The sequence below is a fragment of the Paenibacillus cellulositrophicus genome (assembly GCF_009363095.1).
In the GTDB taxonomy this organism is placed as follows: domain Bacteria; phylum Bacillota; class Bacilli; order Paenibacillales; family Paenibacillaceae; genus Paenibacillus_AQ; species Paenibacillus_AQ favisporus.
Genome location: NZ_CP045295.1, coordinates 4046764 through 4071286, shown reverse-complemented (window position 1 = coordinate 4071286; position 24523 = coordinate 4046764). Strand labels below are relative to the sequence as shown.

Sequence of the window (24523 nt, the reverse complement as noted above, 5' to 3'; positions counted from 1 at the left end):
GGGAACATATCCCACAAGGAGGAATGAAACCATGGCAGAACAACAAAAGGAACAACCACCAAGCGGGTCCAGGCGCCAGTTCCTGAAATATTCAGGGACGGCGATCGGCGGTCTGGTCGTCGGTGGCGTTATTGGCGGGGCCATTACCGGCGGCTTCAACAAGAAAAAGCCGGCTGCAAATGCGCCGACTTCGCCGCAAACCGGAACGCAGCCTGCTGCAGATTATAACCATGCGACCATGTACTTCAACCAGCGCCAGCTGCAAATTACACAGGCAGCGACAGAGCGCATTTTTCCTAAGGACGATAACGGTCCTGGAGCCAACGATTTGGGTGTTGCTTACTATATCGACCACCAGTTAGCCGGTCACTGGGGCTTCAACGCCCGCGAATACCGCATGGGGCCTTTTGTTAAAGGGGAAGCCACACAGGGCGACTATCAGAGCATTAACCGTAACGAGGTCTTCCTGCTCGGGCTTACCGCCATTGACAATGCAAGCCAGAAAAAGTACCAAAAGGGGTTTACCGACCTTGCCGACGAAGAGAAAGACGCCATTCTGACTTCGCTCGAAAAAGGTGACATTGAAGTGATTAACGGCATCACCGGCAAAAGCTTCTTCGATCTGCTTCGCAATATGACGCTCGAAGGCGTATATGCGGACCCGCTCTATGGCGGCAACGTCAACATGGAGGGCTGGAAGATGCGGAACTATCCGGGCAACCAGATGTCCTATGCCAAAATTGTCGGTGAGGACGCTTTTGCAAAAACAAATCCGCTCAGCCTGCATGACCATTTGGCCACACATTAATTTTTACATGCTGACAGAGAAGGAGAGTTATCCATGGCTACGAAATTGCCAAGAGTCCCGGTATTGATCGTCGGGATGGGATGGATCGGCGGCATTATCGCCGCTGAATTAAGCAAACAGGGAATCAAGGTCGTCGGCCTGGAACGCGGTAAACCCCGTTCCACCGAGGATTATTACATGGTCCATGACGAGCTCCGTTACGCCCAGCGCTATGAGCTGATGCAGGACTTGTCCAAGGAAACGATCACTTTTCGGAACACGTCGAAAATGACCGCCCTGCCGATGCGCCAATACGGCGCCTTCCTGCTCGGGGAAGGTCTCGGAGGCGCGGGCATCCACTGGAATGGACAAACGTACCGGTTTCTGCCGTACGATTTCGAGATCCGGAGCAAAACGATCGAGCGCTATGGAAAGAAAAAAATTCCGGATGGCATGACCATTCAGGACTGGGGCATTACATACGACGAGCTGGAGCCCTATTTCTACAAGTTCGAAGAGGTCGCGGGCATTTCCGGGGATCAGGAACAGGCGGCGATGGTCGGCAAACGCTCCAAGCCGTTCCCGACCAAGCCGATGACCAAGACGCCGATGATCAAAATGTTCGAGGAAGCGACCAAAAAGCTTGGCTACCATCCGTATATGATGCCGTCGGCCAACCTGTCCGAGCAGTATACGAACCCGGACGGCATTACCCGCGCCCCTTGCCAGTACTGCGGCTATTGCGAGCGCTTTGGCTGCGAATACGGCGCTAAGGCCGATCCGGTCGTGACCGTGCTTCCGGTCGCACAGAAATCCGGGCATTTCGAGCTCCGTGAGTATGCCAATGTGACGGATATTCTGCATGACGGGAAAAAGGCCACCGGCGTGAAATATGTCAACCCGTTGACCGGCCAGGAATACGAACAGCCGGCAGACGTCGTCATTCTGGCGAGCTACGTGTTCAACAACGTCCGGCTACTGCTGACGTCCAAGCTCGGCAAGCCGTACGATCCGAATTCGGGAACGGGCGTTGTGGGCAAAAACTACGCTTACCAAACAAATGGCGGTTCAGCGACCGGTTTTTATGACGACAAGCAGTTCAACCTGTTTGCCGGAGCCGGCGCGCTTGGCATGGAAATCCCGGACTTCAACGGCGACAACTTTGACCACAGCGATCTGAATTTCATCCACGGTGCCGGCATCCGGATTTCACAAACCGGGCTCCGCCCGATCGCGAACAATTCGGTTCCGAAAGGGACGCCAACGTGGGGCAAAGACTTTAAAGCGACCTCGCTGAAATATGCGAACAACTACTTGACCGTGGCGGCGCAGGGATCGAGCATGCCTTGGAGGCATCACTATCTCGATCTGGATCCGACCTACAAAGACGCCTACGGCAAACCGCTGGTCCGGATCACGTTCGACTTTGAGGAGCAGGACCGGCAAATGATCGCCTTCATGGCAGATAAAACCGAAGCCATCATGAAGGAAATGAAGCCATCGTCCATCGGCTCCTCCAAAGAGCTGGGGCCGTTCAATATCGTGCCGTATCAATCCACGCACAACACCGGCGGGGCGATTATGGGATCGGACCCTTCAACTTCGGTCGTCAACAACTATCTCCAGATGTGGGATGCCGAAAATGTGTTTGTCGTCGGCGCATCCGCCTTCCCGCATAACAGCGGTTATAACCCGACAGGCACCGTTGGCGCCCTCGCTTACCGGGCTGCGGAAGGTATTGCGAAATATTTGAAATCAGGCGGATCTCTCGTTTAAGCGAAAACACCGCCTGTGGGCAAGGAAAATGCGGAGGGAATCAAATGGATCAAGACAACTGGATTGTTCATGTCGCCGAGGCGCGAAAGCGGCTGATCATCGTCGGCATCTGCTTCATCGTGACGTTTGCCGCCGGATTGTACGCCGCCCCCGGCATCCTGCTCTACCTCAAGTCTCAGCCTTTGGCGGAGCCGATCGCCTGGAACGTGTTTTCCTTTACGGACGGCATTCTGATCTACATGAAATGCGCGCTGATCTTCGCGCTCATGTTCACGGTTCCCGTCCTGCTGTACCAGCTGTGGGCTTTTGTGAAGCCGGGGCTCACGGAGCATGAGGCGAAGAGCGCGTTCCCCTTCATTCCGGTCGCATTCATGCTTTTTCTGGCCGGGCTGTCGTTCAGCTATTACGTCGTGTTTCCGATGATGCTGAAGTTCATGAAGCGCATGAACCAAACGATCGGGGCGATCGAAACGTACGGGATTGACCGGTACTTCGGGTTCCTGTTCGATCTGGTCATCCCGATGGCCATCGCCTTCGAGCTTCCAGTGGTCATTCTGTTCCTGACCCGAATCGGAATCTTGACGCCCGATACGCTGAAAAAGACGCGCAAATACGCTTACCTGGGGCTGGCGATCCTCGGCTCCTGCATTTCGCCGCCGGACTTCGTCTCGCACCTGTCCGTCACCATTCCGCTCATCCTGCTGTTCGAGATCAGCGTTTACGTATCCGGCCGCCAGTGGCGGAAAATGCAGTCCAGCCCGTCTGGCAGCTAGGTCGTTGCATTCCCGCCATCCGGTTGCTAGGCTTCTGCAGTTCCTGCTCGTTAGCAGCTGCACAGCCCGTCTGACAGCTAAATCGTTGCAGTCCTGACCATCCGGTTGCTAGACTACTGCAGTTCCTGCTCATCAGCAGCTGGACAGCCTCAAAGTCTGGCAACTGCAGCAGTTCAATCCGTCTGGCAACTAGGGAATTGCACTCTCCGTCTACCCGAGACCGCATCAGTTCCGTATTCCGGCAACTCGGGGGTCGCAGTCCTGACCAGACGATAGCCGCCATTCGTCCAGCGTTCAGTCATCTGGGGCTAGGACGTTAATCCAGAAAAGAGGTGTACATGCTATGCTGAACAACATTGGTGTATCCGGCCTGGTCATTATTTTGGCCATCGCCCTCGTCCTCTTCGGGCCATCGAAGCTCCCGCAGCTCGGAAGAGCGTTCGGGGACACGCTCCGCGAGTTCCGAAGCTCCACGCGCGGAATCGTCGAGGAAGAAGAGACTTCCTCCGAGTCTTCGGTGAAGCAGCTTGTCGAGAAGCGCTAATATGCCCAACGCAACGCCCATTAAACCGATAAAAAGCAGCCTCCCCTATGGGGAACGGCTGCTTTTTCATTGAGGGTCCCTTCGATGGGGGCAGTTGCTTGTTTGTTATTTTCATCCTGGGCCTTCCAACCTGAGTGGCTGGTATATTCTTGCACGCCCCAATTCTATTGGAACCTTCGCTTTACCCTATAAGAGTAACAGAGAGGATACACCAAAAACGTCCTTATCCAATGGACACTTTTCCATTTTGTCCTACAAATGAAAGACACGGCACTAATATTCTTCAGATCGCCATTCGAAGAGTTCACCCCTATATTTAGCGTTAAAACCCAGCCCTTATCTATATATAGAAGTTTTATACTGGACCAAAGAATGGTACTATTGTCCGCCTTTTAAAAGACAAAATCGCAATATGTTCGTTGTCAGTAGACAAAACTGGTCTAATCGGGAATCAGCATCAGGGCGACAAGGGTACAACCGTTCGGCTTCCCCCCGTTGTTCTTCTGGTTTCAAACAAACCCACTAACTGCTCCCTGGCACTCAACAAACCTAAGTCAATCAACTGCTCCCCGAGACTCCACAAATCTCAAACCCACCAGCTGCTCCCCGAGACTTTCCATTTTGTAATAGCTCTCGTACATCCTCTGTCCTCATATAATGGACATATCCTTGTTTTGTTTTACAAAAGGAGGACACGACGCTATATTCTTCTACAGGCGGATTAATAGTAAATTTTCCTATATATTGTGTTAATACTTATATTTAAATCAATATATGGGATGGTGACTGAGAGCAAAGATATAGTGTTAGTGTCCAGCATTTGAAAGACAAAATCGAGATTTGTTCGTTATCAGTGAACAAACACCTTGAAAGATACAATCTAAATTTGTTCGTTGTCAGTGAACAAACACCTTGAAAAATGCAATCTGAATTTGTTTGTTGTCAGTGAACGGACAACTTGAAAGATACAAAGCTGAATTTGTTCGTTGTCAATAAACAGACTTCATTGAAAGATACATCTCAATTTTTTTAAGTAAACCAAACTCATTGGAAGGATGAAATCTGAGTTTGTTCAATTAAGTAAGACAAATTCAATATAATCGTGAACAAGCTCCGGGAGCGCAAGCCGACCAATTATTCTCCTGCGCTCTCCAGGTTTTTGAACTGGCTCTCGAACATCCGGGCGTAGAAGCCCTGGCGCCCGATCAATTCGTCGTGGTTGCCCTGCTCCACGATCTCGCCATGATCGATGACCATGATGTTGTCGGCGTCCCGGATCGTGTTGAGCCGATGCGCGATAATGAAGGTCGTACGATCCTTCATGATTTGGAGCAGCGCATCCTGGATATGCAGCTCGGTTCGCGTGTCGATGCTGCTCGTCGCCTCGTCGAGAATGAGGATCGATGGCTTCGCCAGAATGACGCGGGTGATGGCCAGCAGCTGGCGCTGACCCTGGCTGAGATTGCCACCGTTCTCCGACAGCTCCGTCTCATAGCCGTCCGGCAGGCGGCGGATGAATACGTCGGCGTTCGCCATCACGGCGGCTTCGCGGATTTCCTCATCCGTCGCGTCAGGCTTGCCGTACTTGATGTTTTCCTTGATCGTGCCGGAGAACAGGTACGTGTCCTGCAGCACGATCCCGAACATGCGGCGGAGGCTGTCGCGGGTGTAATGGCGGATATCGACGCCGTCGATCCGGATGGAACCCCCGGTCACGTCGTAAAACCGTGTCAGCAGATTGACGATCGTCGTCTTGCCCGCCCCTGTCGGCCCCACCAACGCCGTACTGGTCCCCGGCTTCGATTCGAAGCTGACCCTTTTCAGGATCGGCACCTCTGGCCGGTACCCGAAGCTTACGTCCTCGAATACGACATGGCCTTTGGTGCGATCGAGCCGTACCGCATCCGGCAAATCGTCCGGCTCCTCCCGCTCGTCCAGCACCTCGAACACCCGCTCTGCACCCGCCACGCCGGACTGGAGCAGATTATAGATGTTCGCCAGGTCGTTCAGCGGGCGAACAAACTGGCGGGAGTAGCTCAGGAAGCTCGCGATCACGCCGACGGTAATGAGGCTCTTGACGGCGAGAATCCCTCCGACGAGCGCGACGGCGGCAAAGCCGATGTTGTTGATGACGTTCATGAGCGGCATCATGAACCCGGAGCGAATCTGCGCTTTGAGCCCGACTTCAAATAAGCGGCCGTTGACCGCCTCGAACTCGTTAATCGCCTGGTGCTCGTGATTGAACGCCTTGACGACTTCCATACCGGAAATCGTCTCTTCGATATGTCCGTTCAGCATGCCGAGCTGAACCTGCTGCTCCTTGAACAGCACCGACGTTTTGCGTGTGACCGTGCGCGTAAGCAAATACAGGATCGGCACGGTAATAAGGCTCGCCAAGGTAAGGATCGGGCTGAGCACGATCATCATCACCAGCGAGCCGATAATGGCGATACCGCCGGCCATCAGCTGCGTGGTGGATTGGGAAACGGTCTGGCTCACATTGTCGATATCGTTGGTCAGCCGGCTCATTACTTCCCCGTGCGACCGGGCGTCAAAATAAGATACCGGAAGCTTCTGCAGCTTCTGAAACAACGAACGGCGAAGTCCGGCAACGATTCGCTGCGACACGCCGGCCATCAGCCAGCCCTGCAGAAAGACGAGCACGACGTCCGTGATATAGGCTGTTGCCAGCACGATAATAAACGACTGAAGCAGCCCGAAAGCAACGCGTCCATGGTTCGCGGACATAGCATCGATCGATTTGCCGATCAGAAACGGCCCGATCAGGGTTACGCCCGCATCGATGATGATAAACACCATGATCAGGCTGAGCAGCTTGCGCTCGCGTCCGAAATAACGCCACAGGCGCCCCATCGTTCTCCGGAAGTTTTTGGGCTTGACCGGCTTGCCCCGGCCCATTCCCCCGCTTCCGGGTCCCCTCATCATCCCGCCAGGGCGTCCTGCAGGACCCGGTGCTCCCGGAGGCGGCGTCTGCTGTGCCTGTGCTGCTTCATTCTGCGGCATGCGGATGCATCTCCTTTCCCATCTGGGATTGGTAAATCTCCTGGTAGACCCGGCACGTCTCCATCAGCTCTTCATGCGTGCCCGTGCCGACCATCTCCCCGCGGTCCATCACCACAATCCGGTCGGCATCCATGACCGACGTGATCCGCTGGGCGATCAGGATGCAGGTCAGCTCGCTGGCATACGTCCGCAGCGCCTCCTTGATTCTGGCTTCTGTCGCGACGTCCACCGCGCTCGTGCAGTCGTCGAGAATCAAAATTTCCGGCTTTTTCACCAGCGCCCTGGCAATGGACAAGCGCTGCTTTTGTCCGCCTGAGAAGTTGACGCCGCCTTGGCCGATCCGGCTGGCATATCCTTCAGGCGAAGCCATGATGAAGTCATGCGCTTCGGCGATCCGGCACGCCTCTTCCATTTCATCACGGCTCGCGTCTTCCTTACCCCATTTCAAATTGTCCTCCACCGTGCCGGTGAAGAGCATGATCTTCTGCGGAACGACAGCAATCATCTCGCGCAGCGCATGCGGGTCCATGTCCCGCACGTCGGTGCCGGCCACTTTGACCCGCCCTTCGCCGGCATCGTAAAAGCGCGGAATCAGGCTGACCAGCGTGCTTTTTCCCGAACCGGTCGAGCCAATAATCCCCACTGTCTCCCCGGGAAGGCAGGTCAGCGTAAAATCGCGAATGACCGGGTCGCCCTGGGTCCCAGCATAGGAGAAGCTCACATGCTCGAAGTCGATGCGTCCGCGCTGAGAATCGCGTTTCGCCGCCGACTTCCCTCCATCATCCAGCCCGCTTCCTTCGGCAAACACTTCACCAATCCGGCCGGCGGACGCCTTGGCCCGCACGAACATGTTGAAGACGTTGCTGATCATCATCAGCGAGAACAGCATTTGCGTCATGTAGTTGATGAACGCGATGATGCTGCCGACCTGCATCTGCCCGTTGTCGACCCGAATCCCGCCGATCCAGAGGACGGCGATGATGCCGAAATTGAGGAAGAGCGAAATCCCCGGTCCGAAAACGGACATGACCCTCATCGACAGAACCGAGCGGCTGGACAGCTCCGTGTTGGCGCTTTCAAATTTTTCCACTTCGTAATCAAAGCGATTGAACGCCTTGACCACCCTTACGCCCGACAAATACTCGCGCATGACGCCGTTCACTTTATCCAGCGCCCGCTGTACCCGGATAAAGAATGGAAAACCGATCTTCATGTTCAGCACGATGAGAACGGCCACAATCGGCACCACCACCGCCAGCACGAGCGACAAATGCACATCCAAACGGATGGCCATAATGAGGCTGCCCACGCACAGCAGCGGGGCCTTCACGAAGAACCGCATCATCCCGTTCACGAAGTTCTGCACCTGGGTGACGTCATTTGTTAGCCGCGTGATGAGCGAGGCCCGGTCGAACTTATCCATGTCCTCAAACGACAGGGACTGGATTTTCCGGAACAAATCGGACCGCATTTCCGCCCCAAACCGCTGTGACACATGGCTTGAAATGATGTTCCGAGTGGAGGCAGACACCGCGCCGACGGCGGTGATCAGGAGCATGAGCCCTCCGTAATGGAGGACTTGATCCATCCGGCTCTGGGCCACCCCGACATCGATGACCTTGGACATCATAGTCGGCTGCAGCAGGTCGCACAGCGACTCTACCGCCAGAAACAATACCGCTACGCAAAACAGTTTCCAGTATTTCTTGACATACTTGTTGAAAAAGGACATGGCTGCATCACCTTTTTACGCTTATTTGAGGTAAAGCTACATGTTCACCGATATGTAATTTAAGACATATACACTAGTGAAGATTACTCCTTTTTCGGTCATCTGTCACGACCAATATCCGGCAAAAACCTTTTATTCCCTAAGCCACTTGTCAAAAAACTCTCGGTAACCTTCCTTCATGATGCGGCTGGAAAAGCTCTCGAACGCGTAGCTCCGGTTGTCCCAGGAATAAGAAGACGGCGATGCCGCAGCCATGTTGACCAGCTCAAACCAATTTTTTTCGTTCCCTGAAAAGGAATGCCGGGCGCTGATATGGCCGTAGCATGGGTGCTCGGGCTTTACGACAATTTTGCCCATGGCGAGCGCTTCGGTCAACGGCATAGCGAACGTATCGAATTTCGAACAGTTCCAGTACACCTTCGCCGTGTTCATCAGCTTAAAAATATCATCCTGGCTCAGCGCAAACTGCAGCCGGACATTGAGCGGGATGTCGTATTTCTTCATGCTCTCCCGGTATCGTTCGCCCCCGAAGACCATGTATACCTCTTTGTCCGGATTCCGCCGGGCGTACTCCAGCACGAGATCCGGCCGGCGGTTCTCCTCGTCCCGTCCGATCCACAGAATGCGGTTGTTCACGATCTGCGACGGGTCAAAATGCCGCTCCGCCAGATCCTCGCTGAATCCGATCGGGATCACATCCACGTCGGTTACCCCGAAATTGCGGGCAAGCTCGCCTTTCAAAAACTCGGTCTGCACGACCGCCTTGTCCACCATTTGATAAAAAGGCTTCATCATATCGTACCCCGTCAGGGCCGGATCGGGAAAGCTGTGCGGAAAAAGTACGCTGTTTTTAAGAAACATTTTCAGATAGGTAAATCCGGATACGGTATAGATCACGTGCTCGATGCCGTTCGCGTAGATCTGGTCCAGCACGATGTCATAGTTCACCAGGTCACCCTTCTCATGCTCATATCCCGGCACCCAGTCATACCCGCTCACATGGCGCTCCGGGGATATGAAGACGATATCCACCCCCAGCTCGCGGCCGATGGCCTGCAGGCGGTCCGCAAAGACGCGCGGCCCCTGCCTCTCGGTAAATTGGATCTTTCTCATGACCAGTCCGACTTTGTTCATAACTTCATCATCCTTTATCTGCACTGCCTTTCTGAGTTGGAAAATCAACAGGTTTACGGGTCAGGACAAGAGCGGGCAGGCCAGCAGCGCCATTTCCAGGCATATACGGCGTTCCGGCTCCAAAAAGTCCTCCCCGAGAATTTCATTTAGTTTGTCCAGACGGTTGTACAGGGTCTGCCGATGGATAAACAGCGCCTTGGCCGTATCGTTCTTCGAGCCCATGTACTGCAAATAGACGTCGAGCGTCTGCACCAAATGCAGGTGATGCTCCTTGTCGTAAGCCATCAGCGCCCCAAGCTGCTCCTCGACGAACGATTGGAGGAACGCCTTGTCCGGGATGGCCTTCAGCAACTGGTAGACGCCGATCCGCTCGTAGAACAGGCTGCTGCGCATCAGCTCCACCGAGCGGGACACCTCCATCACTTGCTCCGCTTCCTTGAAGCTCTTGTGCATGTCGGTCATCCGCGGGCGGATGCTGCCAAAGCCTGCGTGCAGGCTGAACGGCTGGGTAAGACCCACGCCCGTCAGGCGCAGGCTCTCCACGATCCGGCGCACCGCCTGCTTCAAGGCCGCCGCGTTGTCTCCCGAAGCAGAACGCTCCCGCGCGCACAAAATGTAGATGCGGTGCCCTTTCTGCATCAGCAAATTGCGCAGCCCGTGCTTCTTGAGCAGGGCGCGCAGCCGGACGAGGAGATCCTGCTCCTCCGCTTCGATCCGGTCCCTGTCGGGCCGCAGGGCGCTGTCCGGATACTCCAGCTCGACGATGCCGCCGATGAAGAGGACCTCTCCCTGCTTGGCCGGACGTACACCCATCCGGGATCGCGCCGTTTCTTCGTCCTGCAGCTGGTGGGACAGGATGTCCTGGATCAGCTGGTTCTGATCCCGCAGATGCTTCTCCTCCAGGAACAGCATCCGCAGCAGCAGCGTAGCCAGTGATTTGGCCGTGTAGTCCAGCAGCAGGACGATCCGGTCCAGCGGCTGCTCGCCTGGGAGAATCATCCCCACGTACGCCAAAGTCTCGCCGAGGCAGATGACGGGCTGCGAGAGCAGCAGCCGGTCGCCCGGCATCGGAAAGCGGCTGGGCTCCTGGGCGGCCGCTTCATTTCCCTCAACCTGCTTGCGGTAGAAAAAGGTCAGCTCATCGGCCTCCTCCGAGGTTGCCGGCTTCGGACAAAATTTATTCGCCTCCACGGACGAATGATACACAATTTGATATCCCGTGTATTCATATAATACATGGAGAACGGCATGAACATCCGTACTCTGCAGGGTAATTTGCTGCAGCCGGCGGGAAAAGGCCTCCAGATCCTTCAGCAGCTGATGCTGCTGGTTGATCAGCAGCCCGTGAATATCCTGGGTGATTTCAACGAAGCGGACAGGCTGCTCGAACACGAGCAGCGGAAAATCGCACTGGTCCGCCAGCTCAATTATTTCCTCCGGAATATTCTCGATGCTCGTGCCCAGCTCCACGCACAGCCCCGCCGCCTGCTGGCGGATGAGCTGCTGCATGTAGGACAGGCGCTCCTGCTCGTAATGATGGAGCCAAAGGCCGGTGGTGAGGATCAGGTCGTTCTTCGTCACGAACGGGGCCACGTTCGTGATTTCGAGAATATGCACCCAGCCCACCTCACGGTCCAGGCCGTTCGCTCCGGCAATCAGCCGGGCCCGTTTGAACACCGGGCGCTCCAACACTTCCCGGATATGCAGGTTGAAGCCGCTGCTCATCGGCATTCACATCCCTTATGTTAATTATGGTAACACCAGCCGAACATTATGTCCTGCCGCTGCGGCAAACGGATTGACAAGACGTATGATGAATACGCGCCGATTCGATTGTACACTTTTAATATATTATGAGGTGAGGTGATCTGTCATGAAAATCGGAGTACCCAAGGAAATTAAAAACAACGAAAATCGCGTCGCCGTCACGCCGGCAGGTGCCCTCGAACTGATTCAGCACGGACATGCGGTATATATCGAGCATCAGGCCGGTGCGGAAAGCGGATTTCCCGATGAAGAATACAAGCAGGCCGGAGCCACCATTCTGACGGAAGCATCGGAGGTGTGGTCCCAGGCCGATATGATTATGAAGGTGAAGGAGCCGCTTCCCAGCGAATACGGATATTTCCGTAAAGGGCTCATCCTGTTCACGTACCTTCACCTGGCCGCCGAGCCGAAGCTGGCCGAGGCGCTGGTGCAGTCCGGCGTTACCGCCATCGCCTACGAAACCGTAAACGTGAACGGCACCCTGCCGCTGCTCACGCCGATGAGCGAGGTGGCCGGACGCATGGCGGCGCAGATCGGCGCCCAACTGCTGGAGCGCCCGCATGGCGGCAAGGGCATCCTGCTCTCCGGCGTTCCGGGCGTATCGCGCGGCAAGGTGACGATCATCGGCGGCGGCACGGTCGGCATGAACGCGGCGAAAATCGCCGTGGGTCTCGGCGCCGACGTCACCCTGCTCGATCTCAGCATTCCGCGGCTGCGCCAGCTGGACGATATTTTCGGCAGCCAGATCAAGACGCTGGTGTCCAGCCCGTCGAACATCGCGAAGTCGGTTCAGGAGGCGGACCTCCTGATCTGCGCCGTCCTGATTCCGGGCGCCAAAGCGCCGCGCCTCGTCACCGAGGAGATGGTCAAATCGATGAAGCCGGGCTCGGTCATCGTGGACGTGGCGATCGACCAGGGCGGCATCGTCGAGACGATCGACCATATCACGACACACGATAACCCGACGTACGTGAAGCACGGCGTCGTGCACTACGCGGTGGCGAACATGCCGGGCGCGGTGCCGCAGACGTCCACCTTGGCGCTGACGAACGCCACCATGCCGTTCGCCCTGAAGCTGGCCGGCGAAGACCTGCAGCATCTGCTGGCAACGAACAGCGCCATTCGCAGCGGGGCGAACGTGGTCAACGGCAGCATCACCTACGAGGCGGTGGCCCGCGACCTCGGATACGACTACGTGCCGGCGGAGAAGGCGCTCGGACGCATTAAAGTATAGCTTTCACTCATCCCTACGGGATCGATACCCATGTCAAAAACCGGCTTCCTGATGTATAGGAGCCGGTTTTTTGGGGTCCGCTTCGGTTACTTTACTTGACAGTAATTTGAATCTCGGCCGATTCCTCGAAACGCTCGCCCGTGGACTTCAGGCTGAAATCAGGACGCGCGGTGATCGTATACTTCCCTGGAGGAAGGGTGCTCCACCTGGTGTCCTTCAGCATCTGGGCGGGCAATTCCACATTCGGGTGGGCCTTCTGATAGATCGTAAAGTTATAGCTTGGAATATCGATGAATGAGTCCAGCTGGTCCAGAAACACATCCCCGGGCGAGTATGTAGTGGGGATCAGGATCGCTGGGATAAGGGCGCCCCCTCCCTCCCCCGCCCCGTTGTGAATCTCAAAGTAGAACGGCTTAAAGCCCTGATTGACAACCACGTCTTTGTCCCCCAGGTACTCCATCTGCGCCCAGACCGGAATCGGTTTGCCGTAGGGAACCTCCGTTTCGGCTGTATAGATGGACAGCTTGAAATCCCCCAACGTCTTCGTGGCATTGGCCTTCGACTTTCCGTTCACCGGAACATGCGTATCCACATGCACCGTATTGAACTCCTTGTCGTAAGAAACTTTGGCTCCCATCGCCGTGGAAACATCACGCAGCGGGACGTACGTCGAGTCCCGGTAGGAGAACATTGGACCGGTTCCGCCTTTCGCCTCTTCCCCGTTATAAACCAGCCGCGGCTGAACCGGCTTGACCTGAAGCGAATCGGAGGAATAGGCGGCGATGGATAAACTCCATGCGGCGGCGGCCAGACCGGTTACCGCAGCCGCCCGCATCCATAATTTCCTCATGCTGATGCACCCTCTTTTCCGTAAATCTGTATGCCTCTCGGGCTTATTGGACATTTCGAATGGTTAGCCCTATCATACATGGTTATGGAAATGATTTGAAGGTTTGTGTTGCAGCAAACAACATGATCACCCTCTTAGGCTGCATCCGGGAGGTAATCAGGACTCGGAGGTTCTCACGAGGTCCTTAAGAGGTTCTTAGCAGCGTCTTCGCGCCATTGTCTGCCGCTGCGGTTCTGTAGCGCCGAACAAGCACCCAGTCATAAAGAAGCGGGATGAGCAGCAGGCTGATCAGGGTGGAGCTGATCATGCCGCAAACGACGACAATGCCGAGCATTTTCGAGATAACCGTGTCGCTGCCGCTTGAAAAACACAAAGGCAGCAGCGTCAATACGGTGGTCACCGCCGTCATCAATACGGGGCGTACCCTGGAGGAAGCACCGAGAAGAATCGCTTCCCTCGGGGCCATCCCTGCGGATAGATGGCGCTCGACCCGGTCCACCAGCACGATGCCATTGGTTGCGGCAATGCCGGTAATCATCAGCAGGCCGACAAGCGTGGCCAAATCCCACTCTCCCCCCGTCAGGACCAGTCCGGCAATGGAGCCGATAAAGGCGAAGGGAATACCGGCCAGCACGCAGAGAGGAGCCCTCCACCCCCGGAAAACCATGCTGAGAATCAAGAGGATCAGCACAACGGAAACCGATAATGCGATCGCCATTTCTCCGATCATTTGTCTGACTTGAGCGGTGATGCCATTCATCGAATAATGCACGCCGGCGGGAAGCGTAAGCTCGCTCAGACGTTTCTTGACTTGTCCGGCGACCTGCTCGATATTCCTGGATGTAATATTCGCGGTCACCACGGCGAAGGGCTCGCCGTCCCGCTCCCGAACGACCTGCGTCCCGGCAGCCCTTGTCAAGGTTGCCAGCTGTTCCAGCGGCACAGGCTTGCCGTCTTTGCCCTGGAACGTTTCGCGTCCAAGCATGGCCAGTACCTCCGTTTCCGGCAGCTCCATGCCGGAAGCGTCATCGCGGGCGGCCGGGAGCTCGGTCCGGATTTCAAGGGGAACCGTTTCCTGCCTTCCGGCGTTCATCTCGACGAGCGTCCCTCCGGCCAAATAGTTCCGGACTCTTTCCATCACCTGCTCCGGCTTCACACCGGCGCGTTCCAGCTTGGCCCGGTCCAGCTCGACCCGGTAACCCGCAAGGCCGTCCTCATCATCGGCCGCTCCCAGAACGCTCAAGTCCGCCATCCCTTCCAGGCTGCTGCGGATCGTTCCCGCGGCCTGCTCCAGCGTGGCGCCGTCAGCCCCGGTTAAATCAATTTTTACTTGGGAGTCATCCCCGGAAATATTCTGATTCGTGACGGTCACCACAGCGCTCCCCGACAAAGCGGTCAGCCGCTCCTTCAGCCTCGCTGTTACCGCGTCAACGTCCTCGCCCTTCTGAACGGACACGGCAATATTGGCGATATTGTCGCCTTGGATCCACCCCCCGCCCGCGTCAAACACGTCGTCGAACTGAGGCGTAAAAGTGGAACCCAGTACCGAAGAATAAGTGGAAATTCCAGTATCCGAGGCCAGAACTTGTTCCATACGCTTTACGGCAGCATCCACTTGAGACAACGTCGTCCGTTCGGGAAATTCCAGCTGGACGTTAATTTGGCCTGTGGAATTGGAAGGCAAAAAGTTTACTGGCAGCAGGAACCCTCCGGCGACGGCACCTGCCAGCAGCACCGCAAAGACGGATATCAATCGTCCTTTCCGGGGGAAGGCCCACTGCAGGACTCGCCGGGTAACGGGTTCGAAGGCTGCGCCGGAAGCGCTAGGTCGGTCTCTTTGCCATACATAATACAAGGCGGGAACTACCAAAGCCGCTACTAGCAGAGAGGTTAGCAGAGCAATAACCACCGACCATGCGAACCCCGAAAACGCGGCACCAATCATCCCGCCGACCAAAGCGATGGGGACAAACACCGCAACGGTCGTCGCCGTCGACGATACGATGGCAGGCAGCATTTCCTTGGCCGCTTCGGATATCCGCCCGGAAGATGAAGATTTGGCTTGGCTCTGCTTGCGGTGGATATTGTCGAGGATCACAATTGTGTCGTCGATCACCCGCCCCATCGCTACGACGAGTCCCGAAACGGTGAGAATATTGAGGCTGAATCCCATCGCGTGAAGCAGCCCCGTGGTTACCAGAATACAAATCGGCAGCGACAGCGCAATGAGCAGCGTGGACCGGATGCTGCGGAAAAAGAGAAATACGCTGACCATGGAAAATAAACAGCCTAACAGCCCTTCCCGAAATAATCTGTTCAGGGAAGAGTGAACCTGCGCTCCCTGGTCAAACATGACGGAAAGCTTCACATCCTCCGGCGGGTAACCGGTCATGCCTGAGAGACGGCTGCGAATGTCCTCCGATACTTCCGTGATGTTGGCCGACGGTTTTTTGAGGATATCAAGCACGACGCTTGCCGCTCCTCCGGTTCTGGAGATCGTCTGCTTGTCGACCAGGGATGGGGACAGGGCCGCAACCGAGGAGAGAGGCGCGCTCTGCCCGTCGGCTCCTTGGATGGGAAGGTCCATCCAATCCGTCGCATTCGGATTCCAGCCCGAAGCCTCAAGAGGAATGGACATGACGCTGTCCGTCAGCTTGCCTTGAACCGAAGGAAAACTCACCCCGGCCAGGGACTGCTTGACGTTATCGACCGATAACCCGGCCTTGGCCAGATCTTCCATCCGAACCGACAGAACATATCCGTTTTTCGCGGACCCGGTAGCCCGGACTTCGCTTACGCCCGGTGTATGCAGCAGTTCATCGGCGATTTGGGCCTGAACGGTCGTTCTCAGCGTATCCTCATCCACTTTTCCTGAAGGACTGGTGACCGTCAGCCTCATGATCGGAAAAGAGCTCGTGCTGACACGGGTGACAGCCGGCTCCCCCGCGCCTGCCGGCAAAGCTACATTCCGCAAAGCATCGGTTACGTCCCGCTCGGCACGATCCATAGTGTAATTCAAGGGAAAATACAAGCTGATCAGGAGTCCGCCGTTAAAACTGTTCGTCTCCAGCGATTGCAGCTCTTCCACGCCGCGGACCGCCTGCTCAATCGGCCTCGACACGGTGTTTCTGATCTCCTCGGTCAGGAAACTGGGAGCATGAACCGTAATCATGAGCGTAGGATTGTTGATCGGCGGGAGGTAGTCCCTATGCATACGGTAAGCGGATGTCCCCCCCCAGACCAAGATGATAGCCAGCAGGATCAGCATCAGCACCGTTCGTTTCATCGCTGCCTCGATGAGTCTGTTCATCATTACTCAGCTCCTTGTGGGATAGACGAATGCAGACAATCCCCCATGCTCCTATAAACGGAACGATGGGGGAATATGCCGCACCTTTGGTTTTACGCTTGTCTACTGACGGTTCAATCCTTTATTGAACCGCTTTGCTGTCTGGTTGACTTGCAACTTCCGCAGGCGTAAGCACCTTGTCCTCGCCCGGATACGGCGTGTCAAACCCTTTGGTTGCATACCACGTCACATGGTTCAGCATGTTGGCATTCGTCTCGTCCGGAGAAGCCTGATCCCCGCTGAAATGAACCTTATTTTCATTCGACCATGTCGTCCACGCCTTCTCGATTTCCTTTGCTTTCGTCGTCACCTCTGCCGTATTGGCCAATGCCGCAGCGTTGGATCCAGGCTGGCCGTTTAACGTATCGAGCGGAATCTGGTTCGGCACGAAATCATACGGTGTGAAGTCCGGCTTATCGGTAAAGAGCTCGCTCATGGGAACAGCTGCCGCATCGTTCTGATTCATCGGCGGCAGGCCCAAAATTTGCTCGATGCTCCGGACCATGTTAATCACCGTCCAATAATGGCTGTCGGTCACCCCTTTTTTGACCCAAGGGCTGATGACGTAAGCAGGCGCACGGTGTCCGTCCACATGATCCACCCCGTTCTGTGCGTCATCCTCGGTCACCAGAATCAAAGAGTCTTTCCAATACGGGCTGTGGGAGATCAAATCGACGATCTTGCCGACGGCCAAATCATTGTCGGCCACCTGGGCCTGCGGAGTCGGGAAGCCGGTGGATGTTCCTGCCGTGTGGTCGTTCATGACCCACATTTGCACGAGTTGCGGCAGGTCGCCGTTTTTCACATAGTCCTCAAACTTTTGCTTGAAGATTTCGTACCGGTACTGATCCGGAATGCCCGAGTCGAACGTCGGGAACGGCTTATAGGTGATCGGGTCAAGCGACGGAATATCGGTCTTAGCCGTGTAATCCTCGATCGGCACATGAAGCTCTCCCTGTTTTTGCCCCGACAGAATCAAGTAATCGTTATACCAGTCCGTCCAAGTACCGAATGCCTGAGGGCCGCTAAATGCTGTGGTGTCTTCCCCGAAGTTGACGACGGATAACCCATGCTTCAAGGCGTTGTCCCACAAGTGTCCGGTCGATGCGTAAGCCAAGGAATCTCCCGCGCCCCCCGGATAGCTCCGTACGTTGCCTACGTCCGTTTCCTTGTCTTCGTAATCGGTATTGGTTGCCTGCATGACCCACTGGTGTCCGCTAGCCGACTGAATGCCGGATACGTAGAAGTTATCGAGAAGTGGATAAGTATTGGCGATTTTGTGGAAGTTAGGGGTTACGTCTTTTCCGAATTGGGTTAAAGCGGGGTCCGAGTTGCCTTTTCCCATATCCCCGTGGACCTGGTCATAGGTTCGGTTCTCTTTGACGATGTAGAAAATATGCTTGATCGGCGAAGGCTCGCCAATCCGCTCGGGCATGGCCGTCGGCTTCTTGTTGTTGCGCGGCTTGGCATTACGCCCGGCAATTTCGAACCAATTGTTGTTGGCATAGACGTCATCCGTCCATTGGACAAGCTCTTTGTTTCCAAAGGATGCCGGAATGATGGAGAGAGATCCTTGCTGGGCATAAGAGGAATGTCCCGTTACGCTGATACCCTGTATCTTCAAGTTGCGCTCCGGTCCGAGGGAACCGACCCCGTCGGCATTCGCCACGAGCAGCCGATTACGGGTTTCGTCCGTTGCAATATCCACCGGGAACCATGCGGTCGGTACCAGACCACGAAGTCTTGGTTCCTTGGACGGCCCGTTCCAGTCATAGACAGCCAGCGCGTTGTTGCGCCCTAGACTGACCGCGAGCTGGTTCCCGTTAATCATCTTTACCGCATTGGGCGCCGATCCTTTGGGTGCATCAGGGTAGGGCTTGACGTCGATCGTCTGCACGACATGGTTTGTTTGTGTATCAATGACCGACACCGTGTCGCTGTTCGTGTTGGCGACAAATACATACGAGCCGGAGAAATCCATCCGTGCAGGCTGCAGTCCGACTTCGACTGTTGTGCTGACCGTTTTTTCGGACAGGTCCACTACGGAAACGGTGCCGCTGGCCGAGCTTCCCGTTTGCTCCGCTACGATTGGCGTCCCGGATGAGTCTACTGTGAGGTCGCCGGGCTCGGCGGCTCTTCCGCCAGTGTTCGTTACATAAGCCGTATTGCCGCTGACCACGACGCTGGTCGGTGCGTTGCCTACGGGGATTCGGTCCGTGAGTTGGCCCGACTCCAAGTCAATGACGCCGAGGCTGTTATCACGGCTAAGGGCCACGAGCAGAGTCTTCCCGTCCGGCCCCAGCGCAATATCTTGAGGGTTAATGTTGCCGCCTACAGCTGCCGAAGGAAGGCTCACGGTCTTCAGAATCGACGGGGTGCCGTCATCGGCGACCGACATGATGACGACTTTGCCCGTCGTTCCGGACGAACCTGTTGCATACAGCCGGGTGCCGTCGGCCGAATAAGCCAGGCCCCACATATGTGAAAGGCTTAACGGGATGTTATTTTTGATCAGTGCTCCCGTTTCCAAATCCACAATGTTGATACCATTGCCGCCATAATCGCTTCTTCCGATAATGGCCGCTGCCGTCTTTCCGTCCGGACGCACCTTCACCGAAATCGGGTTCCCCCCGAATTCGACTTGCTGGCCAGCCGGCGTGACGTATTGATTGACCGGTGTCAATACCGAACCGTTCGCCTGCCGTCCGACCAGGTCTTTGTCAAAAGGGTTTCCTACCGCCGCATATACGCTCCCTGCGCCGAGCAGCAAAGATGCCAGTGAAATCAAAGCCACGCCCCTTTTCTTCCCTAACTTCTTCCGTCTCATTCATTCCCTCTCCTCTGCTATCGATTTCAATCGTCCTGCAGGATAGATATTAAGAAGGGAATGTAACGCCGATGTAAAAAGAAACGACGTATCTGGTTAAACGGTTGAAAATAATTCGAAACCCCTATATGTATCATTCTTCATAGAGGGTAAATTCGACTACGGGGCCAGTCCATAGACCCAAGTGCAGAACATCCGTTCACAACAAAGAAGAGGCCCTCGCAGGACCTCTTCATACAACGCTTTGAGCTGACCGGACGTCGCGCTCTTAAATGAGCGTCCCCTTCTTCAGCATTTTCGTCGGATGGTCGTTGACGACCAGCGGCAGCATCTTCATGCTGCTCACCATTGGAGAGTTGCACTGGACGCAAACCGGCTCCGTTTCAAAAGCAAAGTTGTCTCTCATCCAGCCGTTGCATCCATCGTTTACGCATGACCAGATTAAAGTATCGGCCTCGGGAATTTCCTCGACCACTTTTTTTCCGAAATACATCGCGAACCCTCCCGTTATTTACCTCAGTTCATCGGTGTCCGCTTAGTATGCCCCAGAAATATATATTTATGATAAAAATCGCCTGATGATCCGTAAAGCAGCTACCGCTGGATTTCGTAGTACGTTTCGTCCGCGTGCTTACGGTCGGTTCCTTTCAGATACGCCCATATAATTTTCGGGTTCTTGACGACGGCCCAATCGCCGTACTGATCGAACTTCCGGCAGGAGGTCGTCATGCTGGCCTTCGTGACGGTGCCGTATTTCTTCCCCTGCTGCTTGCCCCATTGCTTGAGCCGCTTGGCAAACTCGGCGTCTTCCGCCATCAGCATGTTTTCATTAAAGCCGCCGATCGCTTCAAAGTCCTTCTTGTACCCCCAGAACAGTCCGACGGTGACCAGTCCGTATTTGAACAGAAGGGGCACGATCAGCAGCATCCCGGAGACGATGATACCGAGCGACACCCGCTCAAACTGGCTCCTCACCCCGCCGCCGATCCATTGTCCGGTTGCCAGCAGCCGGTCGATCTCCGTCAGCATGTTGTCCGTCACCCAGCTGTCGGCGTCAATCGTCACGATGATGTCACCCCTTGCCGCCTGAATCCCGGCGTTGCGGATCTGCGACAGATTTTTGCTGTCGTTCTTCACAATGACGACCCCGTACGACGAAGCAACCTCTTCAGTCCGGTCGGTGCACCGGTTTAAGACGGTGATGACCTCCACCTGTCCCGGATAAGGCTTCGCCGCGGCAGCCAGAGAATCAAGGCAGCGCCCGATATAGTTCTCTTCGTTTCTGGCCGGAATAATCACCGAAAATTTAATGTTCCCCGTGTGGTCGATACCTGCGAACCGCTTTGTTTCCATCAGCCATCTCTCCCTAGGATTGATTACTTGCGAATCCCATCAAGCAGTAACGTGGTGGCTTTGCGGAACAGCTCTTTCATCGCTGCCTTGTCCATCAGGTGGTAGCTGTCGCTGAGACCGGAGTAATAGCTGAGAATAATAAAGGAAAGCTCCTGTACGCTCTCCCCTTTCCATTCCCCGCTGTCCAGCCCGGCCTGGACCAGATCCTCAAATCCCTTCATGTAGTTCTGGATGATCTCCATAAACCGCCGCCCGGCTTCCGAATCGGCACCCACCCGGATCATAAATTCCTCGCCGGCCTTGTTGAGCGGCTTCTGAAGCGTGTCGACAAAATAGTCGGCGTAAGCGTAGAGCTGCTCCGTCGCGGAACGATCTTCCCCGGACTGCTCATGCCAGGTCTGCCAGGAGTTCGTAAACGCCTGCTCCGCCAAGTAGAGAAACAAATCCTCTTTGCTCTGAAAATGGTGGTAGATGCTTCCCTTGCTGCAGCCCGTGGCCTCGCAAATATCCATCATGGACGTTGCGGCATACCCTTTGGCGGCAAACAGCGCCTTAGCTCCCTCGACAATGGTCTGTTTGGTCTGTTCGGCTTCGTATTTACGCTTTTTCATGATCGGAAGGCTCCTTGTTATTTTAAAACCGACCGTCCGGTTTGTACCCATTATATGGTATTCACAAGCCTGGTGTATATTGCTTCTTTGTCTGTTTTTTGACATTTTCGGGCAGCATGCTCCGTCGGGAAGCCCATGCTCTTGCTGTAGCCACGCCGGATCGGTTATGTCATAATCAGGATCAGGGAGATTGTAAAAGGTACGGAATAAACGGTTGGTAACCGGTGTCCCGGTATCACCTAAGGAAAAGGAAGCGGTGCGCATGTTTGAAGATATTACCGAAATAGCGGGGCAGATGCTCATTTTGGACCGGACGGCACACCTGGAGGATGTGGATGCCCTGTATCCATTCGCGATGGACGAGCTGCTGTGCCGGCGCACAGGAGAAGGCGGTCCGCCGTTATGCCATATTTGGCGCCATCCGCGCTCTTTTATTATCGGTCTGAGGGACAGCCGGCTTCCCGGAGCGGAGCAGGCCCGGGCTTGGCTGGAATCGCTCGGGTACCGCACGGCCATCCGCAATTCGGGCGGCGCCGCCGTTCCGCTCGATCCGGACGTGGTCAACGTGTCGCTCATCATGCCGAAGCGGGGCGCGGGCGATCTCCACTTCCACCGCGACTTCGAGCGGATGTACACGCTCATCCGGCAGGCGCTGGCCGCCACCGGCCAAACGGTGGACAAAGGGGAAGTCGCCGGGGCTTACTGCCCCGGTGACTATGATCTTAGCATCGGCGGCCGCAAGTTCTGCGGCATTGCGCAGCGGCGCCAGGCTCATGCCTACGTGATCCAGGCTTTTGTCATCGCAGGCGGATCCGGGCGGGAGCGCGGTCAGCTGGTCAAGTCGTTCTACGACCTGGCTGCAGCCGGGGCCAAAGACGGAGATTACCCGTCCGTTGAGCCCGGTACCATGGCTTCGCTGGACGAGCTGACCGGCATGGGGCCGGGTGCGGCCTATACGTTTGCCGCTTCCGTCAAGGAAGTGGTCCGGAGCCTGCAGACGGCCGCGGGAGTAGCCGAGGCGGCGAGCCGCCTGCACCTGCCGTCCGAGGAGGAAATCCGGGAGATGACGGTCAAGCTGACGCACCGCTATACGCCCCGTACGCCATAGGCCCGCCTCTATAAATTCAAAATCCGCCCGCGAAATTTATCGGGGCGGATTCATGATCAGCAGAAGAATGCTCTTATTCAGCTTATCATTCCAGTCTATAAAGCAATCGGATACCGGCTGATGCAGCAGGCTGTTCAGACGCTTGCTGCGCATAATATACTCTTTTTCCAGTCCGCTCTTCACCGACTTCAGCAAGCGGCCATGGCCCAGCCGGATCAGTGCCTTCTCCAGCTCCAGATATACGCCGTTTCGCACTACCAGCAGCGTTCTGGAATTGAGCTCAAAGGAATCAATCTGCTCGGGCGATTTTTGAATCTGCTGGCAAATGTGGAGTATTTCCGCTTCCACTTCGGATTTCACAGGGTACTCCCTGTTCACCGCGGTGCCCTGTTTGCCCGCCTCTGCCGATACGACCGCGATCATCCCCGATCTTTTATGGAGATTCCAGTCATAATACACCTCTTCCGGTTTCGATCCGTTCATGATTTCAAGATAACTGATAATTTCGGGAATCACCGCCTGCATCAGATTGGCTCTGGTCTGCACAATCATGTCCTCCTGCTCCTGTTCCAGCAGGATGCGTTCAGACGGCGTCAGGAAGTTGCGCAAATATATCGTAATAAAGGTGTGACCGACAGAAACCACCACGGATTCAGGTCCTTTGCCAAAGTGGTCTCTTAATAGCTTGCTGGTATAGCTGGCAAAGAGCTGATGAAATGGTTGTTGGTTATGTAATTGATCCATTGAATTAGACGCGTCGTTGCGGTACGCTGTTAAACACGATCGCGGCAAGCCGCTATATCACGTGTCCGCAAAAGCGTGTCTTTATATCCCTCCTGATTACGAAATAAGCGGGTGTTTCCCTGTCCCCGGCACAACCTCCCGGGTCCTCAGCAAAACAAAAAGGCCTAACTTTCCCTTTAACAGCAAGAAAAAGTTAGGCCATAAATGACTTTTATCCAAGGATATATTCATTCATTTACCCGACAATATGAAATTGACGTTTACCAGTCTTGATTATAGCATAGGTATCGTTCCAAGAACAACCGCGTTTCATAAAGTGCGAATATGTTTATTTACATTCCAAATGAAAGCAGATGAGCGGAGGTTGACGGCATGAACGGTGCGGAGATTAAAACGATATTTTTTAAGGATGACGGTGTTATTCCGGGCAACCCCAACCTGCCGGTCATCCTATACTTGGGTTCGCTTAAGGATGAGCCGGAGGAAACGGAAGCTATCTTTAACCGCAACGGCTGGCTGAACAGCTGGACGAACGGCGTCTTTGATTACCATCATTATCACAGCAATGCACATGAGGTGCTGGGGGTTATTCGCGGCTCCGCCGTGCTTCAGCTCGGCGGTGAACATGGCCAGAAGTTCGAGCTGACCGCCGGTGACGTGGCCGTCCTTCCGGCCGGAACGGGGCACAAGCGATGCTCTGCCAGCAAGGATTTCAGGGTCGTCGGAGCCTATCCGGACGGCATGGATTACAATCTGTGCACCGGCAAGCCCGGGGAGCGCCCAAAGGTGCTGGAAGACATCGCCCGGGTGCCCCTTCCGAATACCGATCCGCTGTACGGTGCGGCGGGCCCGCTCATGAGTGCCTGGAAACCTCAGCAGCAGACGGGAAATCACGCTTAATCCTTCCTTG

At 55.4% G+C, this 24523-nt stretch carries 18 protein-coding genes; 7 read left to right on the top strand and 11 right to left on the bottom strand.

Annotation, left to right across the window (positions count from 1 at the left end):
• Window positions 1-31 precede the first annotated feature (31 nt).
• The 4 genes from GCU45_RS18200 to GCU45_RS18185 all read left to right on the top strand — a co-directional run bounded on the left by GCU45_RS18200 (window position 32) and on the right by GCU45_RS18185 (window position 3880).
• A complete protein-coding gene (locus GCU45_RS18200) occupies window positions 32-808 on the top strand; it encodes a gluconate 2-dehydrogenase subunit 3 family protein (protein WP_152399879.1) in 777 nt (258 codons plus the stop codon).
• Between the two features lie 33 nt (window positions 809-841).
• Window positions 842-2563 (top strand): GMC family oxidoreductase, encoded by a 1722-nt coding sequence (locus GCU45_RS18195; protein WP_152399878.1) that lies wholly within the window; start codon window positions 842-844, stop codon window positions 2561-2563.
• Window positions 2564-2607: 44 nt separating this feature from the next.
• Window positions 2608-3336, top strand: a complete 729-nt coding sequence (gene tatC, locus GCU45_RS18190; RefSeq protein WP_089549631.1) for a twin-arginine translocase subunit TatC — start codon at window positions 2608-2610, stop codon at window positions 3334-3336.
• A gap of 343 nt (window positions 3337-3679) precedes the next feature.
• Window positions 3680-3880 (top strand): twin-arginine translocase TatA/TatE family subunit, encoded by a 201-nt coding sequence (locus GCU45_RS18185; protein WP_076172013.1) that lies wholly within the window; start codon window positions 3680-3682, stop codon window positions 3878-3880.
• 1134 nt (window positions 3881-5014) lie between these two features.
• Here GCU45_RS18185 and GCU45_RS18180 read toward each other — a convergent pair.
• From GCU45_RS18180 to GCU45_RS18165, 4 genes are all read right to left on the bottom strand, one after another.
• The gene (locus tag GCU45_RS18180; RefSeq protein WP_425281201.1) at window positions 5015-6904 is read right to left on the bottom strand and encodes an ABC transporter ATP-binding protein; all 1890 of its coding nucleotides are present in this window, start codon (window positions 6902-6904) and stop codon (window positions 5015-5017) included.
• Window positions 6891-8636, bottom strand: coding sequence for an ABC transporter ATP-binding protein (locus tag GCU45_RS18175; RefSeq protein ID WP_152399877.1), 1746 nt, complete (start codon window positions 8634-8636; stop codon window positions 6891-6893). The genes GCU45_RS18180 and GCU45_RS18175 overlap by 14 nt, the downstream gene beginning before the upstream one ends.
• 132 nt (window positions 8637-8768) lie before the next feature.
• A complete protein-coding gene (locus tag GCU45_RS18170; RefSeq protein ID WP_152399876.1) occupies window positions 8769-9770 on the bottom strand; it encodes a glycosyltransferase in 1002 nt (333 codons plus the stop codon).
• Between the two features lie 60 nt (window positions 9771-9830).
• Window positions 9831-11495 carry a PucR family transcriptional regulator gene (locus GCU45_RS18165; protein WP_152399875.1) on the bottom strand — a complete coding sequence of 555 codons (1665 nt, stop codon included), beginning with the start codon at window positions 11493-11495 and terminating at the stop codon, window positions 9831-9833.
• A 148-nt stretch (window positions 11496-11643) separates the two neighbouring features.
• On the opposite strand from GCU45_RS18165, the gene ald reads away from it, so the two are divergent.
• The gene (ald, locus tag GCU45_RS18160) at window positions 11644-12771 is read left to right on the top strand and encodes an alanine dehydrogenase (protein WP_089549627.1); all 1128 of its coding nucleotides are present in this window, start codon (window positions 11644-11646) and stop codon (window positions 12769-12771) included.
• A gap of 91 nt (window positions 12772-12862) precedes the next feature.
• On the opposite strand, the gene GCU45_RS18155 is transcribed toward ald, so the two are convergent.
• The 6 genes from GCU45_RS18155 to GCU45_RS18130 form a co-directional block, all read right to left on the bottom strand.
• Window positions 12863-13621, bottom strand: coding sequence for a stalk domain-containing protein (locus tag GCU45_RS18155; RefSeq protein WP_167527159.1), 759 nt, complete (start codon window positions 13619-13621; stop codon window positions 12863-12865).
• A 184-nt stretch (window positions 13622-13805) separates the two neighbouring features.
• Window positions 13806-16934 carry an efflux RND transporter permease subunit gene (locus GCU45_RS18150; RefSeq protein WP_244364147.1) on the bottom strand — a complete coding sequence of 1043 codons (3129 nt, stop codon included), beginning with the start codon at window positions 16932-16934 and terminating at the stop codon, window positions 13806-13808.
• A gap of 118 nt (window positions 16935-17052) precedes the next feature.
• Complete coding sequence (locus tag GCU45_RS18145) at window positions 17053-19797, bottom strand: bifunctional YncE family protein/alkaline phosphatase family protein (RefSeq protein WP_152399873.1); 2745 nt, start codon at window positions 19795-19797, stop codon at window positions 17053-17055.
• Window positions 19798-20065: 268 nt separating this feature from the next.
• Window positions 20066-20290 carry a cold-shock protein gene (locus GCU45_RS18140; RefSeq protein ID WP_076172035.1) on the bottom strand — a complete coding sequence of 75 codons (225 nt, stop codon included), beginning with the start codon at window positions 20288-20290 and terminating at the stop codon, window positions 20066-20068.
• Between the two features lie 101 nt (window positions 20291-20391).
• Entirely contained in the window at window positions 20392-21153 is a 762-nt protein-coding gene (locus tag GCU45_RS18135) for a glycosyltransferase (RefSeq protein ID WP_425281299.1), read from the bottom strand.
• Window positions 21154-21173: 20 nt separating this feature from the next.
• The gene (locus GCU45_RS18130; RefSeq protein WP_105445504.1) at window positions 21174-21761 is read right to left on the bottom strand and encodes a TetR/AcrR family transcriptional regulator; all 588 of its coding nucleotides are present in this window, start codon (window positions 21759-21761) and stop codon (window positions 21174-21176) included.
• A gap of 262 nt (window positions 21762-22023) precedes the next feature.
• On the opposite strand from GCU45_RS18130, the gene GCU45_RS18125 reads away from it, so the two are divergent.
• Complete coding sequence (locus tag GCU45_RS18125) at window positions 22024-22869, top strand: lipoate--protein ligase family protein (RefSeq protein WP_152399871.1); 846 nt, start codon at window positions 22024-22026, stop codon at window positions 22867-22869.
• A gap of 36 nt (window positions 22870-22905) precedes the next feature.
• Here GCU45_RS18125 and GCU45_RS18120 read toward each other — a convergent pair whose 3' ends face one another.
• The gene (locus tag GCU45_RS18120) at window positions 22906-23613 is read right to left on the bottom strand and encodes a Na-translocating system protein MpsC family protein (RefSeq protein ID WP_152399870.1); all 708 of its coding nucleotides are present in this window, start codon (window positions 23611-23613) and stop codon (window positions 22906-22908) included.
• A gap of 372 nt (window positions 23614-23985) precedes the next feature.
• Between GCU45_RS18120 and GCU45_RS18115 the strand changes: the two genes are divergently transcribed.
• On the top strand, window positions 23986-24513 hold the full coding sequence (locus tag GCU45_RS18115; protein ID WP_116233365.1) for a cupin domain-containing protein: 528 nt from the start codon (window positions 23986-23988) through the stop codon (window positions 24511-24513).
• Window positions 24514-24523: the final 10 nt, after the last annotated feature.

What these genes read in the sequence shown, in the direction of transcription:
- GCU45_RS18145 (WP_152399873.1), bottom strand. Translation starts at nt 19,797, where the DNA reads ATGAGACGGAAGAAGTTAGGGAAGAAAAGGGGCGTGGCTTTGATTTCA.
- GCU45_RS18170 (WP_152399876.1), bottom strand. Translation starts at nt 9,770, where the DNA reads ATGAACAAAGTCGGACTGGTCATGAGAAAGATCCAATTTACCGAGAGG.
- GCU45_RS18195 (WP_152399878.1), top strand. Translation starts at nt 842, where the DNA reads ATGGCTACGAAATTGCCAAGAGTCCCGGTATTGATCGTCGGGATGGGA.
- GCU45_RS18175 (WP_152399877.1), bottom strand. Translation starts at nt 8,636, where the DNA reads ATGTCCTTTTTCAACAAGTATGTCAAGAAATACTGGAAACTGTTTTGC.
- GCU45_RS18120 (WP_152399870.1), bottom strand. Translation starts at nt 23,613, where the DNA reads ATGGATCAATTACATAACCAACAACCATTTCATCAGCTCTTTGCCAGC.
- GCU45_RS18155 (WP_167527159.1), bottom strand. Translation starts at nt 13,621, where the DNA reads ATGAGGAAATTATGGATGCGGGCGGCTGCGGTAACCGGTCTGGCCGCC.
- GCU45_RS18165 (WP_152399875.1), bottom strand. Translation starts at nt 11,495, where the DNA reads ATGAGCAGCGGCTTCAACCTGCATATCCGGGAAGTGTTGGAGCGCCCG.
- GCU45_RS18140 (WP_076172035.1), bottom strand. Translation starts at nt 20,290, where the DNA reads ATGTATTTCGGAAAAAAAGTGGTCGAGGAAATTCCCGAGGCCGATACT.
- ald (WP_089549627.1), top strand. Translation starts at nt 11,644, where the DNA reads ATGAAAATCGGAGTACCCAAGGAAATTAAAAACAACGAAAATCGCGTC.
- GCU45_RS18185 (WP_076172013.1), top strand. Translation starts at nt 3,680, where the DNA reads ATGCTGAACAACATTGGTGTATCCGGCCTGGTCATTATTTTGGCCATC.
- tatC (WP_089549631.1), top strand. Translation starts at nt 2,608, where the DNA reads ATGGATCAAGACAACTGGATTGTTCATGTCGCCGAGGCGCGAAAGCGG.
- GCU45_RS18200 (WP_152399879.1), top strand. Translation starts at nt 32, where the DNA reads ATGGCAGAACAACAAAAGGAACAACCACCAAGCGGGTCCAGGCGCCAG.
- GCU45_RS18125 (WP_152399871.1), top strand. Translation starts at nt 22,024, where the DNA reads ATGTTTGAAGATATTACCGAAATAGCGGGGCAGATGCTCATTTTGGAC.
- GCU45_RS18130 (WP_105445504.1), bottom strand. Translation starts at nt 21,761, where the DNA reads ATGAAAAAGCGTAAATACGAAGCCGAACAGACCAAACAGACCATTGTC.
- GCU45_RS18180 (WP_425281201.1), bottom strand. Translation starts at nt 6,904, where the DNA reads ATGCCGCAGAATGAAGCAGCACAGGCACAGCAGACGCCGCCTCCGGGA.
- GCU45_RS18150 (WP_244364147.1), bottom strand. Translation starts at nt 16,934, where the DNA reads ATGATGAACAGACTCATCGAGGCAGCGATGAAACGAACGGTGCTGATG.
- GCU45_RS18115 (WP_116233365.1), top strand. Translation starts at nt 23,986, where the DNA reads ATGAACGGTGCGGAGATTAAAACGATATTTTTTAAGGATGACGGTGTT.